Raw genomic sequence first — 16,621 nt, forward strand, 5'->3', positions numbered from 1 at the left:
GGCCTTCGGTATCCTTACTGCGTCTTGGGCGCGAGGTCGCTGCGCCACCAGTTGGAGAGAATCCAGCCCTCCGCGGTGTAGAAATACGGCAGGCGCGTCGGGTACGACAGCTCCTTGCGGTACGACACACGGTGGGACGCACTGTACCAGTTCGGCACGATGTAGTACCCATGCATCAGCACACGGTCGAGTGCCCGGCCCGCCACGATCAGGTCATCGCGCGATTCGGCGTGCAGCACGGCGTCCACCAGCTTGTCCACCGCCGGGGACTTGAGCCCGAACAGGTTGTCCGAGCCCGGCGTGCCGGCCGCCTCGGCCGTAAAGCGGTCGCGCAGTTCGTTGCCCGGGCTTTGGGAGTCCGGGAAGCGAATCGACACCATGTCGAAATCGAAATCTTCCAGCCGCTTCTGGTACAGCGCGAAGTCCGTGGTGCGCTGATGCACCTGGATGCCGAGCTTTTCCAGGTTCCGCACGTAGGCGGTAATCACGCGGCTCATCGCGCCGCCATCGTCAAGGAATTCGAAGACGAGTGGTTCGCCCTTGGCGTTGCGCAGCGCGCCGTCGGCGTAGGTCCAGCCGGCCTGCGCCAGCAGACGCCGGGCGTCGCGAAGGTTGTCACGCAACGAGCGTGGCGGGTTGGTGGTGGGCTGCACCACATCCACGCCAAACACTTCCGGCGGCAGTTCGTGACGCAGTGGTTCCAGCAGCTTCAGCTCGCCGGGGCCCGGCTTGCCGTCGAACGTGATGCTCGCGGCCAGGTCGCTGTTGGAGAACCAGCTGTCGAGCCGCCGATAGGCGCCATAGAACAACTGGCGGTTCAGCCATTCGAAGTCGAGCGCGAGGATCAGCGCCCGGCGTACGTTCACGTCCTGGAAAATCGGCTTGCGCATATTCATGACGAAGCCCTGCATCCCGGCGCCGTTCCGGTGCGGAAACTCGGTCTTGATCAGGCTGCCGTCACGGAACCGCTTGCCGACATAGCTCTTGGCCCAGTTCTTGGAGCGATATTCGACGATCGCATCGAACTCGCCGGCCTTGAATGCCTCGAGCCGGGCGGTCTCGTCCTTGTAGAGCCGGTAGACCACGCGATTGAAGTTGAACGTGCCTTTGCGCACGGCCAGCTTTGCGCCCCAATAGGCCGGATTGCGCTGGAAAATGATGCCGCGCCCGGCGTCGAATCGCTCGATCCGGTACGGGCCGCTGGCCACAGGCTCTTCGAACGTGACCTTCTCGAACGGTACCTTGGCCGTCCATTTCTTCGAGAAGATCGGCAATTGCCCCACGATCAGCGGCAACTCGGCATTCCGCTGCTTGAAGTCAAACCGTACGGAACGCTCGCCGGTTACCACCACGGCTTTCACGTCCGAGCACATGCTGCGGTAGCCCGGGCTGGCGGACTTGCTCATCAGCATGTCGTAGGAATACTTGACGTCGGCGGCCAGCACGGGATCGCCATTATTGAAGCGCGCCTCGGGACGGATCTGGAACGTGACCGAAAGCTGGTCTGGCGCCACCGTCACGTCGTTGGCCAGCAGGCCATAGGCGCTGGCCGATTCATCCGCGCTGCTGATCAGCAGCGTTTCGAACATCAGCGAGGTCAGGCCCGGCGCGGCAGTGCCCTTGAGTGTAAACGGGTTGAACTTGTCGAAACTGGTGCGGCGGTCCGGATTGGCAAGCGTCAGCGTGCCGCCCTGGGGCGCCGTCGGGTTGACGTAGTCGAAATGCGAGAAATCGGCTTGATACTTGAGGTCGCCATGCAGCGCGAAGCCATGACCGGCATGAACCGATACGGGAAAACCCGTAGCCATGATCGAAAGCGCCAGACCCCACTGCATCGCCGCGCGTCGACGGAAGCACCGCCCTGCCGCCCAACGCGGCCAACGTGCATGAATCAGCATCCGGTTGCAGACCTCCACAGTGCCCGAGACAGCCCGACGGCTTGTGGCCGGGCGAAGTTGTGCGACAATTTTACATGCGTTCGGTTGGCGACCAGCCATCCGGACATTCCCTCTACGCGGCGCAACAAAATGCGGGCAATGATTCCCGCCGATGCACCAGGCCACGGCCCGGTGCACAAAACATGCCCGTCCACACAACCAATCATGGAGTTTCTATGGGATTTCTGGCAGGTAAGCGGATCCTGATCACGGGCTTGCTTTCCAACCGTTCGATTGCCTACGGCATCGCCTCGGCATGCAAGCGCGAAGGCGCCGAACTGGCCTTCACGTACGTGGGCGAACGGTTCAAGGACCGCATCACGGACTTCGCCAAGGAATTCGGTTCCGACATGATCTATGACTGCGACGTCGGCAGCGACGAGCAGATCGCCGCCACGTTCGCCGCATTGGGGCAACGCTGGGATAAATTCGACGGTTTGGTGCATTCGATCGGCTTCGCGCCGCGCGAAGCCATCGCCGGCGACTTCCTCGACGGCCTGTCGCGCGAAGGCTTCCGCATCGCCCATGACATCTCGGCCTACAGCTTCCCGGCCATGGCCAAGGCCGCCATGCCGCTGCTGAACGACAAGGCATCGCTGCTCACGCTGACGTACCTCGGCGCCGAGCGCGTGGTTCCCAACTACAACACGATGGGCCTGGCCAAGGCATCGCTGGAAGCCAGCGTCCGCTACCTGGCATCGGCCGTGGGTCCCAAGGGCATGCGCGCCAACGGCATCTCGGCCGGCCCGATCAAGACGCTGGCCGCCTCGGGCATCAAGGATTTCGGCAAGCTGCTGAAGCACTTCGAAGACGTGGCCCCGATGCGCCGTAACGTCACGATCGAGGAAGTCGGCAACGTGGCCGCCTTCCTGCTGTCGGACCTGGCCAGCGGCGTGACCGGCGAGATCACGTATGTCGATGGCGGCTACAACATCGTCGGTACGGCGGTGGAAGAGTAAGCGGTTTGGTAGTTTGTTTGCCGAATGAAGAAGCGCCCCGTTTGGGCGCTTCTTCATTTGGCAGGATGTGTATTCGACAAACTATTGGACTTGTCCCGGCGATCCAATTCATCCAATTCTGCGAACACGTCCTGAATTTCGGAAAACTGGCGCCGATTGATCTGCAGTTGTCCAAGGGCGAGAATCCTCAGCAATGAGGACGTTTGCCAGTCGCTGTCAGGGTCTAGCTCTGCGGGCACAATCGGCTCCGGTTAGTAGTTGACCCCGAATATAGATTGGGAACTCGTCAACCCGTTCACTGCGAAACACCATCCCCCGCCACCTCCAAAATCACCCCCACCGCCCTTTCCGCCGCTGGCGACAGCGTCCGCTGGGTCAGCCAGACGACAGCGAACTGCATCGGGATGTCACGGAGTTCGGCAATATCGAGCGGCACGAGGCGCCCTGCCTCCAGTTCTTCACGTACCGCGCGGGCGGGGGCGAGCAGCAGCGCGTCGGCATCGCGCACGAGGTGGGTCAGCGCGCGGAAGTCGTTGCTTTCCACCTGGAACGGGAGGTCTTCGCCGGGCTTGCAGCGCAGTAGCTTGCGCAGGCGTTCATGGGTTTCCGGCGGAAAGACGACGGAGACGAGCGCCGAGGCGCGTACCGTCGCAAGATCCACAGGCGCGCTGGCCAGCGGATGGCCGGCGCGGACGAAGACGCCGCCGGGGCCGGCTGGCAGGCGCACCACTTCCAGCTCGGCGGCGGTCGGGATCGTGCTGTGCTCGATCACGACGAAATCGACCTGCTCCGCGTAGAGCGCATCCAGCAACGCACGCGGGTGGCTGACCTCGGTGGCGATACGCAGTTTCGGCCATTGCCGATGCAGGGCACCGAGCAGTTCGGGCAACAGAATGGCGGCTGGGAAGGCGCCCAGGCCGATTTGCACGCTGCCGATCTCGTGCTGGCGCACCAAAGCAAGGTCACGGGCCAGGCAGCCCGATTCAAACAGGATGCGCCGCGCGCGTTCGGTCACCATACGTCCCACCGTGGTCAGCGTGACCCCGCGCGCGCCGCGGTCGAGCAGCACGGCGCCAGCCTCCTCCTCCAGTGCCTGGATGCTGCGGGTGAGCGCCGGCTGGCTCAGATGCACGCGCCGCGCTGCCGCCGCGAGTGAGCCCTCCTCGGCCACCGCCACCAGATGTTCGAGCCTCTTCAGATTCACGTATGCACTCCATGCATCACTGCAATACAAACTTTGCAATTGAATTATAGGTGTGACACGCTTCCAATAGACGCTTCGTCCAATCCGAGACTGATTTTCCATGCGCTTCGCTCGCCCCGCCCTGCTGGTTACCGCCTTGCTTACCGCGATGAGTGTCTCCGCCGCGCCCAAGCCGGCCACTCCCCTGACCGCACAGTCGAATGCCGAATGGCTGCGCAAGCTGCCGTTCTCGGACCGGGCCGACTATGAAGATGCCAGGCGCGGGCTGGTGGCGCGCTTTCCCGAACGCACGATCAAGGCCGCAGATGGCAGCGTCGCATGGGATTTCGACGCCTATGCCTTCGAGTCCGCCGCCGATGCACCAGACACGGTCAATCCCAGCCTCTGGCGACTGGCACAACTGAACAATGAAGCGGGCCTGTTCAAAGTCACCGATCGCGTTTATCAGATCCGTGGCAACGACCTGGCCAACATGAACATCATCGAAGGCGACACGGGACTGATCGTCATCGACACGCTGCTGACCGCCGAGACGGCCCGCGCCGCGCTTGATCTCTACTATGCGCACCGCCCGCGCAAGCCCATCGTCGCGGTGATCTACACCCACAGCCACGCCGATCACTTCGGCGGCGTGCGCGGCATCGTCAGCGATGCCGATGTCAAATCTGGCAAGGTTGCGATCATTGCGCCGCACGGCTTCATGGATGAAGCGGTCAGCGAGAACGTGCTGGCCGGTACGGCCATGAGCCGCCGCGCGCAGTACATGTACGGCACCAACCTGCCAAAGCGTGCCACCGGCCAGGTGGATACCGGTCTGGGGAAGGCGCTGGCGCGCGGCACCATGACGCTGCTGGCGCCCACGTCGCTGGTGGAGAAACCGATCGAGACGCGCCGCATCGACGGCGTGGACATCGAGTTTCAGCTGACACCGGGCACCGAGGCGCCGGCAGAGATGAACATCTACCTGCCGCAGTTCCGCACCCTGTGCATCGCCGAGAACGCCGTGCGCACCCAGCACAACCTGCTGACGCTGCGTGGCGCACAGGTGCGCGACGCCAAGGGCTGGTCGTACTTCCTGGCGCAGTCGCTGCTGCGCTACGGCGACCGCACCGATGTGCTGATCGGCCAGCACCATTGGCCAACCTGGGGCCGTGCAAATATCGTCGAGTTGCTGTCCGACCAGCGCGACATGTACGCGTATCTGAACGATCAGACATTGCGGTTGATGAATCTCGGCTACTCGCCCCTTGAGATCGCGGATCAACTGAAGACCCTGCCGCAGCCGCTCGCCAGCAAGTGGTATGCGCGGGACTACTACGGCTCGGTGAGCCACAACGTCCGCGCCGTGTACCAGCGCTACCTGGGCTTCTACGATGGCAACCCGGCGCACCTGAACCCGCTGCCGCCCGAATCCGCCGCGAAGAAGACCATCGAGTGGATGGGCGGTGCCGATGCCGTGCTGGGCAAGCTGCGCGATGCCTTCGCGCGCGGCGAGTACCGCTGGGTGGCGCAGATCGGCAACGAACTTGTGTTTGCCGATCCATCGAACGAGGCCGCGCGCGCGCTGCAGGCCGATGCGCTCGAACAGCTCGGCTACCAGAGCGAGAACGCCACGTGGCGCAACATCTATCTGAGCGGCGCGCAGGAACTGCGCGACGGCGTGCGCAAGTCCACGCAAGGTGCCACAAGTTCGTCCGATCTGGTGCGCGCACTGACGGTGCAGAACTTCTTCGATTTCCTCGCCGTCCGGCTCAATGCAGACAAGGCCCCCGGCAAGACGATGACGCTGAACTGGCAATTCACGGATCTGGGCCAGCGCTATGCGATGACGCTGCGCAACAGCGCCCTGACCTATGTGTCCGAAGCCCAGCACACGCAGCCTACCGCCACGGTCACGCTCACCAAGGTCACGCTCGATCAGATCAGCCTGAAGCAACTGACGCTGCCGCAGGCCATCCAGTCGGGCGCAATCCGGATCGACGGCAACCCGCAGGCCGTGGCAGGCTTGTTCGGCATGCTCGACACGTTCGACAGCAGCTTCAACCTGGTGACGCCGCACGGCTATCAGAAATAAGAACAGCGGGAGGAGACAGAACTCATGCGCGAGACAACGTTCGACTACATCGTCATCGGCGCCGGTTCGGCGGGCTGCGCGCTGGCGGGCCGGTTGGCTGACCAACCCGGCCAGACCGTGGCCTTGCTCGAAACCGGGCCGCACGATCATCATCCCAGTGTCTGGACGCCGCTGGCCATTGCCCGCACCGTTCCCAATGCCGGACCGCGCAACTATGGCCTGCGCACCGTGCCGCAGGCGGGACTCAACGGCCGGCCTTCGTACCAGCCGCGCGGGCGCGGGCTGGGCGGTAGTTCCTCGATCAACGCGATGCTCTACGTGCGTGGGCATCGCAGCGACTACGACCGCTGGGCCGAACTGGGGGCGGAAGGCTGGGGCTATGACGCAGTGCTGCCCTACTTCCGCCGCAGCGAATGCAACCAGCGCAACGCGGGGCGCGACGATGCCTGGCACGGCGGCAGCGGACCGCTGCACGTGAGCGACTTGCGCACGCCGAATCCATTTTCGCGCCGCTTCGTGCAGGCTGCCGCGCAGGCCGGGCTGCCGCTCAACAACGATTTCAATGGCGCCGAACAGGAAGGCGTGGGGCTGTATCAGGCCACGCAATACAACGGCGAGCGATGGAATGCGGCGCGCGCCTATCTGCATCGTGGCAATCGTGCCGACGCCGGCTACAACGCGGGGCGCGCGAATCTCGACGTGATGGTGGATACCCAGGCGCTGCGCATCGTGTTCGAGGGCAAGCGCGCGGTGGGCGTGGAGATCGTGCGTGACGGCCTGCGGCAGACGCTGCGGGCGCGGCGCGAGGTCATCGTGAGCGCCGGTGCGTTCCATTCGCCGCAGTTGCTGATGGCCTCGGGCATCGGGCCGGGAGATCACCTACGCAGCCTCGGCATCGACGTGGTGCACGACCTGCCCGGCGTGGGCGAGAACCTGCAGGACCACCTCGATGTGATCATCGGAAAACCCGTGGCGTCGTGGCACCTGTACGGCTATTCGCTGCGCGGCGTGGCGCGCATGGCGGGAGAGGTGATGCGCTACCGCTGGCGCCGCACGGGCATGCTGGCCTCGCCGGTGGCAGAGGCTGGCGCGTTCGTCAAGACGCGTCCGGAGCTTGCCGCGCCCGACCTGCAGCTTCACTTCGCGCCAGCGCTGCTCGGCAATTCGGAAGTCTTCCGTAACGGCAAGGGCAATGGCCGGCCGGGTCACGGCTACTCGTGCCATGCCTGCGTGCTGCGCCCCGAGAGCCGGGGCACGGTGCGGCTGCAATCGGCGGACATGCGCGAGACCCCGCTGATCGATCCGCGATTCCTCTCCGCGCCATCGGACCTCGACGGCATGGTGGCGGGCGTGAAGCTGATGCGGCGCATCTTTGCGCAGGCCGCGCTGGGGGATCGATCAGGCGCCGATCCGCTTGACGCAGTGCTCGGCCCCGGAGAAGGCGACGACCAGGCGATTCGCGATTTCGTGCGCGGGAATGCCGACACGATCTATCACCCGGTGGGCACCTGCAAGATGGGGGTCGATGCGATGGCAGTGGTCGATCCGCAACTACGCGTGCACGGCGTGGCGGGACTGCGTGTGGTGGATGCATCGGTGATGCCCACGCTGATCGGCGGCAACACCAATGCGCCGACCATCATGATCGCGGAGCGGGCTGCCGACCTGCTGCGGCAGGGGTAAGCGTCAGCCGCCCGGCCAGATCAGCCCATGTAGATCTGTGCCAGCCCTTCCTTGAGCGCAGCGGAGATTTCGTCATAGCGCCGGCTGATATGGCGCGTGAGGATCGGGATGCAGCGCTCGGGGTCGCGAGCCTTGAGACCGAGCAGGATGTCGCGGTGGTCGTTCTGGCTCACGCGCCGGTCGCAGCGTTCCATGTCGATCCAACGCACGAAGCGGATGCGAGCGTTGATATTCTTGAGCACCCGGAGCATCTCCTGGTTGCCTGACATCGCCATCAGCCCCTCGTGGAAGGTCTCGTCGAGCCTGACGAGTTCTTCCACGCTGCGATCCCCCGGCTCCGGGCCGGTGCTTTCAAGGAAGGCCAGCAGCGCATCGATTTCCTCGTCCTTTGCACGCTCGATGGCCAGCCGGAGCGCCTCGGTCTCCACGATCTTGCGCATCTCGTAGAGCGAGAACACTTCCTGCGCGTCGAGGTCGCGGCAGAAGAACCCCTTGCCGGGCGAGAACCGCAGCAGTCCTTCCATGGTCAGGCGGGTCAGCGCCTCGCGCAGCGGCGTGCGGCTGACGCCCAGGGCACTGGCCAGCACGCCTTCGTTGAGGCGCTCGCCGGGCTTGAACTCATAGCCCACGCTCATCAGCTTGAGCTTGTCATACACCTGCTCGACGATGCTGTCGGTTGCCACGGTTGCCACGTTATCGATTCCTGTATCTGGTTTTCCAGCGCTCCGGCGCCCGTCGGGCGGCCGGAGAAAGGCTGGAATATACCTGAATCCCGCCCCTGCATCCGCAGCTGTGCACCGGCCTGAATACAAATCGTGCCGGTGCAACAACCATTAATCGACATGGGCGCCGGAATCCTTGACGATGCGGGCCCACGATTTCATATCGGCCACCTGCACGCGCTTGAAATTGACGGGGCCGCCGTCCGCAATCGGCTGGATTGCCTGGCTGACCAGCCATTGCCGGAAGCTATCCTCGTTGATGATCCGCAACACGGACTTGGACATGCGGCTCTGGATATCGGCAGGCAGTTTGGCCGGCCCCAGCAGCCCGTACCACGTGGTGCTCTCGAAGCCCGGCAGGTTGCAGGCTTCCGCCACAGTCGGCACATTCGGCAGCACGCTGACGCGCTGGGCCGACGTCACCGCCAGCGCCCGGACCTTGCCCGACTGGATCGCGCCCAGGCTGGGCGAACTCTGGTTGAAGAAGAAATCGACCTCGCCGGACAGCAGCGCTGTCATCGCCGGCCCCTGCCCCTTGTACGGAATGTGCATGTAGCTGGTCTTGGAGGCTGTGGCGAACTGGGTGCCGGCCAGATGGCCCGAAGCGCCGTTGCCGGTAGACGCGTAGTTCAGCTTGCCCGGCTCCTTGCGCGCCGCATTGAGCAGATCCTGGCAGGTCTTGATCTCGGGATGCTTTTCCGGATTCACCAACAGGATATTGGGCAGCGTTCCCAATAATGCAATCCGCGAAAAATCATTCACCACATCGAATTGCAACTTCGAATATAGGGCTGGATTAATGGCGTGCGTGCCGGCCGTTCCCAACAGGAAGGTATAACCATCCGGCTTTGCTTGCGCGACCAGGCTGGAGGCGATATTCCCTCCGGCACCCGGTCGATTATCCGAAATCACCGGCACGTTGTACTCCCGGGTCAGTTCGGCACCCAGCTTGCGCGCGTAGATGTCTGTGGCGGCACCGCCAGGGAAGCCGCTGACGATGGCGATGGTGCTCTGCGGCCACGCAGCGGTGTCTTGCGCGGAAGCAGCGGCAGACCCGAGCATCAGTGGCAATCCGAGCGGAAAAATGAGCGGGAAAGCAAGCAGGGAGGCGGGAATCGAGGCAAGTCGGTGCAACGTCATGGTAACGCTCCAAGGCAGGTGGTGGGGGGCACGGTGGAGACCGGGGCAATCGCTCCGGCCCTGCACTCCGTCCTGTATACAGACTTTAATTATTGATCTGTATTCTGTAAAGCGTTATGCTGCGCTTCACCGTTGCACCGAGAATGAATCCCTGTTCTGGGTCATCGGCACCGAATCAGCGCAAAAATCGCACACCCCGGGTACACCCGGATATCGCCGCCCTGCCAACCATTCATTGCCGAGCAGAAACAATGACTTCCACCCTTTCCGCCGTCGCTTCCCGCACTGTTTCCGAAAATCCCTCGACCGATACTGGTGCATGGCGCGCCGTATTCGTCGACGCCAATCCCACACTGGCGGAAGTGTCTTCACGCCTGCACCGGGCCGATGATCTGCCGCTGACCATCAACCGCCAGCCCAACATCACCCCTGCCGAGCTGCCCGCAGCGCTGGCCGGCGCGCCCATCGCCATCGTCGATCACACGCACCTGCCCACCGACATTGCCCGGCAGTGCGAGGGACTGAAGCACGTGGTGTTCCTGGGCACCGGCCCGCGCAGCTACATGAACCCCGAGGAGCTCGCGGACATCGGCATCACCGTGCATACGATCAAGGGCTATGGCGACACGGCCGTGGCCGAGTGCGCGTTCGGGCTGATGTGGGCTGCGGCGCGAAATTTCGGGCGCATGGATCGCGAGATGCGCGCCGGCAACTGGTTGCGCTCGGACGCCCTGCAACTGACGGGCAAGACGCTGGGTCTGGTGGGCTTCGGGGGTATCGCGCAGGAACTGGCGCGGCTGGCGCGCGGCATCGGCATGCGTGTCATCGCATGGAACCGCACGCCGAAGACCCACGACGGCGTGGAGTTTGTCGAGCTGGATTCCCTGCTGGCGCAGAGCGATGTGGTCTCGCTGCACCTGCTGCTGACGGACGAAACGCGTGGCCTGATCACCGCGGAGCGGATCGCGTCGATGCGCGATGGCGCCATCCTCGTCAACACGGCGCGCGGTGCGCTGGTGGATGAGGCCGCCATGATCGCGGCGCTGGAAAGCGGCAAGCTTGCCCATGCCGGGCTCGACGTCTTCACGGTGGAACCGATGCCCGCCGGCCACGTCCTGACCACCCTGCCCAATGTCACGCTGTCCGCCCATTCGGCATTCCGGACGCCCGAAGCCAACAACAACCTGATCGGCGCCGCGCTGGACCACTGCCGCCGCATCGTCAAGACGCAAGCCTGAACCCGCCATGACCCATACTTCCGCATCGACCGCACCCATCACGCGCCTGGACCAGAACCATCGCCGCAGCCGCGCCGTGATCGCCAACGGCATGGTCTTCCTGGCCGGTCAGGTAGCCGACGACAAGACTGGCGACATCGCCGTGCAGGCGCGCCAGGCGCTGGCCAAGGTGGACGCCCTGCTGGCCGAGGCAGGTACGGCCAAACGCCACGCGCTGACTGCGCAGATCTGGCTGGCCGACATGGCCGATTTCGACGGATTCAATGCGGTCTGGGACGCCTGGGTGGCTCCTGGCGAAACGCCCACGCGCTGCTGCGGCAAGGTGGAACTGGCCGACCCCGCCTACCGCGTCGAGATCGTCATCACTGCCCTGCTGGCATAACGAAGGGACCCAAATCATGATTTCCACGACCGATCCGCATCGCAACCGCAAGCCGCTCAATATCGGCGACGAGGAATGGGCGGTACGCGTGCAACTGGCCGCCGCGTACCGGCTGGCCGCCAAGTTCAAGTTGACGGACCTGATCTACACGCACATCTCGGTGCGCGTGCCGGGCACGACCGACCAGTTCCTGATCAACCCCCACGGCTGGTTCTTCGACGAGATCACGGCCTCGGCCCTGGTCAAGATCGACACGGAAGGCCGGCCCATCGGCGACAACCGCTTCGAGGTCAACGCCGCGGGCTTCACGATCCATAGCGCCCTGCACCAGAGCCGTCACGATGTGGAGTGCGTGGTCCACCTGCACACCGATGCGGGCATGGCCGTTGCCGCGCTGGAATGCGGACTGCTGCCGCTGAACCAGATCAGCATGCAGTTCTACAACCGCGTGAACTATCACGATTACGAGGGGATTTCACTGGATCTCGACGAGCGCTCGCGCATCGTGGCGTCGATGCGCGATGCCAACTACCTGATCCTGCGCAACCATGGCCTGCTGACCACGGGACGCTCGGTAGCCGAGGCGTTCACGCGCATGTTCTACCTGAACCGTGCCTGCGAGATCCAGGTGCAGACGCTGTCCATGGGCCAGAAGGTCACGATCCCTTCACCCGAAGTCTGCGAGCACGCGGCAAAGCAGCACGATGACTACGCCTATCTCGACACGGTCCACCTGGACCGCGAATGGACAGCGTTGCTGCGGCTGCTGGACCGGGATGGCGGCGACTATCGCTGCTGATCCGGCGTGGCGACGGCAAGGGCGGCCCCGGCACGATGCACGTGTCGGGGCCGCCCTGCGGCAGGCTACGAACGTCAGGCCGTCTCGATGGTCGGCTCGCAGTCGACCGGGAAGTTGAACGAATTGGCGATGTAGCACTTGTCGTGCGCATCATGATGCAGGCGCGTCGCCAGTGCCACGTCGTCGCCTGCACGGATCACCACGCGCGGGTGAAGCACGATGCCGGTGAACGCGCCGCGTTCGCCTTCGCGCATGGTGCCGTGCGCCTCGTCCTCGTAGGACAGCACGACGATGCCGGCTTCCGCGCAGAGATGCAGATACCAGAGCTTGTGGCAGGCCGATGCGGAGGCCACCAGCAGGTCTTCGGGGTTCCAGCGCGCGGGATCGCCAAGGAAAGCGGGATCGGACGAACCGTCGATCGGCGGCTTGGCACCAGCCCGGATCACATAGTCACGACGATAGCTGCGGTATGAAGAGGTGCCCGAGCCGGTGTTGCCGGTCCACTGCACGTTGACACGGTAGTGATGTTCGCGGTTTGCCACGATGGTTTCCTGGTCGGCCTGGGTGGGAGACCGCCATCATAGCCGGGCGAGAATGCCTCCGGACATCGCATCGATGGCGCGCGACGCCACGTCCTGAACCATATTGCCAGGCAGCACATCGCCGAGCGGCGTGGCAAGCATCAGGGCGCCGGTCAAGGCACCGCCGATGGTGCCGGCAATCGCGCCGGTCAGCAGATAGCGGCGGCTGGTTTCCAGGAATGTGGACTTGGTCGTTGCGCAGAGACTCATGCCTGCTCCTCACGAGGAATCGATGGACGTTTCAGTCGGGCTTGAAACCGCCCGAAGACGGCCCCGACAACAGGGAAACATCGTATCCGCCGCGCCGCTTCCTGACTGCTGTACATGAGGAAGAGCCACCCCAACCGCCTGCGTATCCACCCCTATCCTTTCGGATAGGGTGGGCTTACCAAGAGGCGTGCCCCGCACAAGTTCTGTGCGGGAAGCGTCTTTGGCTGGCGCCTCAGATATGCGTGAAGACCGCTTCCTTCGGCAGGCGCGATTTCGGCAGTCCGGCGTTGAAGTCCTTCTCGCTGCGATAGCCCAGCGAGACCAGCACCACGCTGGTGAGGCCGCGTTCGCGCAGCTTCAGCGACTCGTCGAGCGCGGCAGCATCGAAGCCTTCCATCGGCGTGGCATCGATGCCGAGCATGCCCGCGCCCAGCAGCAACCCGCCCAGTGCAAGGTAGACCTGCTTCTCCATCCACTGCGGTACGTCGCGCAGCGCGTAGCGGTGCAGGTCCACATAGCCGCGGCGGCTCTTGTCCTGGCCGGCACGCGCGGCGTCGTCCTTGAAGCGGCCATCAGCGGCCTCTTGCGCCAGTACCGCATTCAGGTGCGCTTCATCGAGGTCGGCACGCATGCACAGCGCAATCACGTGCGAGGCATCGGTGACCTTCGGATGGTTGTAGGCAAAGCCACCCGTCGTGGCCTTCGCGATCTGCTCGCGGCCTTCCGGCGTCGATGCCACCACGAAATGCCACGGCTGCGAATTCACCGAGGACGGGCTGAAATGCAGCCAGTTCAGCAGTTTGTCCACCTGCTCCTGCGGCAGGCTGCGGCCACCTTCGTAAGCCTTGACGGTATGGCGGGAAAGTACGGCGTCGTTGAAGTCCATGGATCGTCCTGTCTGGATGGAAACTAAAAAAGCGGGAGATTACCGGATTGGCGCGGCGGCTCAGAAGCCTTCGAGCACGATCTTGCCGCGAGCGCGGCTGCTTTCGATCAACGCATGGGCGCGTCGCAGGTTCTCGGCGTTGATCGTGCCGAAGTGCTCGCCGATGGTGGTGCGCAGCACGCCCTCGTCCACCAGCGCAGCCACGCGATTCAGGATCTCGTGCTGGCGCACCATGTCGGGCGTCTCGAACAGCGAGCGCGTGAACATCAGTTCCCAATGCAGCGAGGCGGCCTTGCGCTTGAGCGGCACCACATCGAGCGTCTTCGGGTCATCGATCACGCCAAGCCGGCCTTGCGGCGCCAGCGCCTCGACGATCTGGGGATAGTGGTCGTCGGTATGGGTCAGGCTGGCCACGTATTCCACTTGCGGCGCGCCCATTGCACGCAGCCCTTCGAGCAATGGCCGGGTGTGGTCGATCACGTCATGCGCGCCGAGTTCGCGGATCCATGCTTCGGTCTCCGGACGCGAGGCCGTGCCGATCACGCGCAACTTGGTCAGCTTGCGCGCAAGCTGCGTCAGGATCGATCCCACGCCACCGGCCGCACCGACGATCAGCAGCGAAGCCCCCTCGCCGCCGCCTTCCGGCACGCCGAGGCGATCGAACAACAGCTCCCAGGCGGTAAGCGATGTCAGCGGCAGCGCGGCGGCATCGGCATCCGACAGCGTCGTCGGTTTACGTCCGGCGATCCGCTCATCGACCAGCCCATACTCGGCATAGGCTCCGGGGCGCGTGATCGAACCGGCGTAGTAGACGGTGTCGCCGGGCTGGAACAGTGTGACATCCGGACCGATGGCTTCCACGATACCCACGGCATCCCAGCCGAGGATGCGCGGGGTATCGGTGGGAGAACCGGCACGAACCTTGGTGTCCACCGGGTTCACGGAAATGGCCTGGATCTTCACGAGCAAGTCGCGCAAACCGGGCTCGGGCCGGGCAATCTCGGCTTCGTAAAGCGATTTGGGATCTGCAATGGGCAGGCCGTGCTGGCTGTAGACAATGGCTTTCATTGAAATTCTCCGGGCCGGGTAGATGGGATGCGAGGCATGGACAGCATCTTCGCCACTGCGGAGTTATTTAAAAACTGGGAGAATCGGGCAGGACTTTCTCTTCTGGCGTGAAAATGATCCGACTCGAAGACTTGCAGCTTTTCGTGCGCACCGCCGCGCTGGGCAGTTTTTCCAATGCGGCGCGCGAGGCTGATCTGCTGCCTGGGCAGGTCAGTGCAGCCATCCAGCGGCTGGAGAAGGAACTCGATATCCGGCTGTTCGCGCGCTCCACGCGCAGCCTGCGGCTGACTGCCGAGGGCGAGCAGTACCTGCCTTATGCCGATGAAGTGCTATCCACGCTGAGAGAAGGCCGCGACCGCCTGCATGGCGAGCAGAAGGCGCTGCAGGGCACGCTCAAGATCGCCGCGCCCTCTGACCTTGGCCGCAATGTCCTGTTGCCGATGCTCACGGCGTTCCGCGAGGCGCATCCTAAGCTGGTGCTGCGGTTGTCGGTCTCCGACCAGGTGACCGACGTGTTCCGCGATCCCGTGGACATCGCCATCCGCTACGGCGTGAACGAGGGAGCGACCTATGTGGCCCTGCCGCTGGCCGAGCACAACCGGCGCGTGCTGGTGGCCTCGCCCGACTACCTGCAGCGGCATGGCCGGCCGGCCGCGCTGGACGACTTGCTGATGCACCAGTGCCTGCCATTCGTGCTGGGTGGCCGCGTCTACGACCGATGGACGTTTCCGGCCGCCGGCATGCGCCGGCAGATCACGGTCAAAGGTGTGCTGCTATGCGACGACGCGGAAATTGCGCGCCGCTGGGCCATCGATGGACGGGGCGTCGCCTACAAATCGTGGATCGATGTCTGCGACGACGTGGAACAGGGCCGGCTGGAACTCCTGCTGCCGGACCAGCCCGGAGAGCCGGTGCCGCTAAACCTGATCTGCCCGCACCGGCGGCAGTTCTCGCCCGCCGTGCGCTACCTGCACGCGGCGCTGCGCGAGCGGTTGCAGGCCATCAGCAACCGGCTCGCGGTGCATACGCGTTATCAAGGCGTCTGAACATTACTGACCGACCTTCTCCCAGCCCACGACCTGCCACTTGAACCGCGACGATTCGCCGATTTCCGAGGTATAGGTCATCTGCATCTTGCCGCCCTTCGCATAGATATCGAGGCGCGGCGCGTTCGGCAGGTCCAGCCACAGCGAATCGTTGTGGAACGACCACGTGCCGCACCACACGCAACGGTCCCCTGTCTGGTCTCCGGGCTGATGGAAGTTGAAACGGCCATCCGCGTCGATCTCCAGGTAGTCGAAGGCCCGATAGAAACTCAATAGCATCCGCTGCCCGGTGTACGCGGCGGCCGTCTGCTCCGGCGTGGCGGGAGCACCGAGATCGGATGGCGGACGCACCGTTGCGCCGTAGATTTTCCACTTGCCGATGAAATCGGCCTTGGCGGGCAGATACTCCGCTGCTGCGGCTGTGGCCGGGTTGGCCTGCGCCGGTGCGGCATTGCCGAACGTGGCTGCCACGGCGAATGTGGCGGCAATGAGAGGAAGCGTGAAGGTCTTGATTGGCATAACGGAGGAGACGGCCTGGCGCCCGAGCGAATCGCCCCGGCCCACGGAAAGCCCCGCAGCCTAACGCTGATTCGCCAAAACCAAAGCGCCGAAGAGCCGTGATAAATATGGCGTTTTCGCCATATTGTAGCGTAGACGTGGCGCATAAAGATAACTATGATGCACACGCATGG

Annotated in this window: 16 protein-coding genes; 7 read left to right on the forward strand and 9 right to left on the reverse strand. The window is 64.1% G+C overall.

Going from position 1 to position 16,621, the window contains the following annotated elements:
* Positions 1 to 14: 14 nt before the first annotated feature.
* Positions 15 to 1,898, reverse strand: a complete 1,884-nt coding sequence (locus FFS21_RS17590) for an extracellular solute-binding protein (protein ID WP_137926062.1) — start codon at positions 1,896 to 1,898, stop codon at positions 15 to 17.
* Positions 1,899 to 2,113: 215 nt separating this feature from the next.
* On the opposite strand from FFS21_RS17590, the gene fabI reads away from it, so the two are divergent.
* Complete coding sequence (gene fabI / locus FFS21_RS17595; protein WP_137926063.1) at positions 2,114 to 2,896, forward strand: enoyl-ACP reductase FabI; 783 nt, start codon at positions 2,114 to 2,116, stop codon at positions 2,894 to 2,896.
* A 295-nt stretch (positions 2,897 to 3,191) separates the two neighbouring features.
* Here the strand turns inward: fabI and FFS21_RS17600 are convergent, their stop codons facing one another.
* Entirely contained in the window at positions 3,192 to 4,100 is a 909-nt protein-coding gene (locus FFS21_RS17600; RefSeq protein ID WP_160472621.1) for a LysR family transcriptional regulator, read from the reverse strand.
* A gap of 100 nt (positions 4,101 to 4,200) precedes the next feature.
* Here FFS21_RS17600 and FFS21_RS17605 point away from each other — a divergent pair, with 100 nt between their 5' ends.
* A complete protein-coding gene (locus FFS21_RS17605; RefSeq protein WP_137926065.1) occupies positions 4,201 to 6,174 on the forward strand; it encodes an alkyl/aryl-sulfatase in 1,974 nt (657 codons plus the stop codon).
* A 24-nt stretch (positions 6,175 to 6,198) separates the two neighbouring features.
* A complete protein-coding gene (locus FFS21_RS17610; RefSeq protein ID WP_137926066.1) occupies positions 6,199 to 7,857 on the forward strand; it encodes a GMC family oxidoreductase in 1,659 nt (552 codons plus the stop codon).
* 20 nt (positions 7,858 to 7,877) lie between these two features.
* Here the strand turns inward: FFS21_RS17610 and FFS21_RS17615 are convergent, their stop codons facing one another.
* Together FFS21_RS17615 and FFS21_RS17620 are read right to left on the reverse strand one after the other, a co-directional pair.
* Positions 7,878 to 8,549: a GntR family transcriptional regulator gene (locus FFS21_RS17615; RefSeq protein WP_137926067.1), complete on the reverse strand. Its 672-nt coding sequence runs from the start codon at positions 8,547 to 8,549 to the stop codon at positions 7,878 to 7,880.
* Positions 8,550 to 8,690: 141 nt separating this feature from the next.
* Positions 8,691 to 9,719, reverse strand: coding sequence for a Bug family tripartite tricarboxylate transporter substrate binding protein (locus FFS21_RS17620; protein WP_249359469.1), 1,029 nt, complete (start codon positions 9,717 to 9,719; stop codon positions 8,691 to 8,693).
* A gap of 251 nt (positions 9,720 to 9,970) precedes the next feature.
* Here FFS21_RS17620 and FFS21_RS17625 point away from each other — a divergent pair, with 251 nt between their 5' ends.
* From FFS21_RS17625 to FFS21_RS17635, 3 genes are read left to right on the forward strand one after another with little or no spacing between them, the layout of a single operon-like run.
* On the forward strand, positions 9,971 to 10,957 hold the full coding sequence (locus tag FFS21_RS17625) for an NAD(P)-dependent oxidoreductase (protein WP_137926068.1): 987 nt from the start codon (positions 9,971 to 9,973) through the stop codon (positions 10,955 to 10,957).
* A 7-nt stretch (positions 10,958 to 10,964) separates the two neighbouring features.
* On the forward strand, positions 10,965 to 11,339 hold the full coding sequence (locus FFS21_RS17630) for a RidA family protein (RefSeq protein ID WP_137926069.1): 375 nt from the start codon (positions 10,965 to 10,967) through the stop codon (positions 11,337 to 11,339).
* Between the two features lie 16 nt (positions 11,340 to 11,355).
* Positions 11,356 to 12,138 (forward strand): class II aldolase/adducin family protein, encoded by a 783-nt coding sequence (locus FFS21_RS17635; protein WP_137926070.1) that lies wholly within the window; start codon positions 11,356 to 11,358, stop codon positions 12,136 to 12,138.
* Positions 12,139 to 12,212: 74 nt separating this feature from the next.
* Here FFS21_RS17635 and FFS21_RS17640 read toward each other — a convergent pair whose 3' ends face one another.
* The 4 genes from FFS21_RS17640 to FFS21_RS17655 all read right to left on the reverse strand — a co-directional run bounded on the left by FFS21_RS17640 (position 12,213) and on the right by FFS21_RS17655 (position 14,883).
* The gene (locus FFS21_RS17640; protein ID WP_137926071.1) at positions 12,213 to 12,680 is read right to left on the reverse strand and encodes an OsmC family protein; all 468 of its coding nucleotides are present in this window, start codon (positions 12,678 to 12,680) and stop codon (positions 12,213 to 12,215) included.
* 36 nt (positions 12,681 to 12,716) lie between these two features.
* On the reverse strand, positions 12,717 to 12,929 hold the full coding sequence (locus tag FFS21_RS17645; protein ID WP_137926072.1) for a hypothetical protein: 213 nt from the start codon (positions 12,927 to 12,929) through the stop codon (positions 12,717 to 12,719).
* A gap of 232 nt (positions 12,930 to 13,161) precedes the next feature.
* Positions 13,162 to 13,815 (reverse strand): oxygen-insensitive NAD(P)H nitroreductase, encoded by a 654-nt coding sequence (nfsB, locus tag FFS21_RS17650; protein ID WP_137926073.1) that lies wholly within the window; start codon positions 13,813 to 13,815, stop codon positions 13,162 to 13,164.
* Positions 13,816 to 13,875: 60 nt separating this feature from the next.
* Entirely contained in the window at positions 13,876 to 14,883 is a 1,008-nt protein-coding gene (locus tag FFS21_RS17655; RefSeq protein ID WP_137926074.1) for a zinc-binding alcohol dehydrogenase family protein, read from the reverse strand.
* A gap of 113 nt (positions 14,884 to 14,996) precedes the next feature.
* Here FFS21_RS17655 and FFS21_RS17660 point away from each other — a divergent pair, with 113 nt between their 5' ends.
* Positions 14,997 to 15,929 (forward strand): LysR family transcriptional regulator, encoded by a 933-nt coding sequence (locus tag FFS21_RS17660; RefSeq protein ID WP_137926075.1) that lies wholly within the window; start codon positions 14,997 to 14,999, stop codon positions 15,927 to 15,929.
* Between the two features lie 3 nt (positions 15,930 to 15,932).
* On the opposite strand, the gene FFS21_RS17665 is transcribed toward FFS21_RS17660, so the two are convergent.
* Complete coding sequence (locus FFS21_RS17665; RefSeq protein ID WP_137926076.1) at positions 15,933 to 16,448, reverse strand: hypothetical protein; 516 nt, start codon at positions 16,446 to 16,448, stop codon at positions 15,933 to 15,935.
* Positions 16,449 to 16,621: the final 173 nt, after the last annotated feature.

Origin of the sequence: Cupriavidus sp. 2SB (genome assembly GCF_005503625.1) — a bacterium.
GTDB lineage: Bacteria > Pseudomonadota > Gammaproteobacteria > Burkholderiales > Burkholderiaceae > Cupriavidus.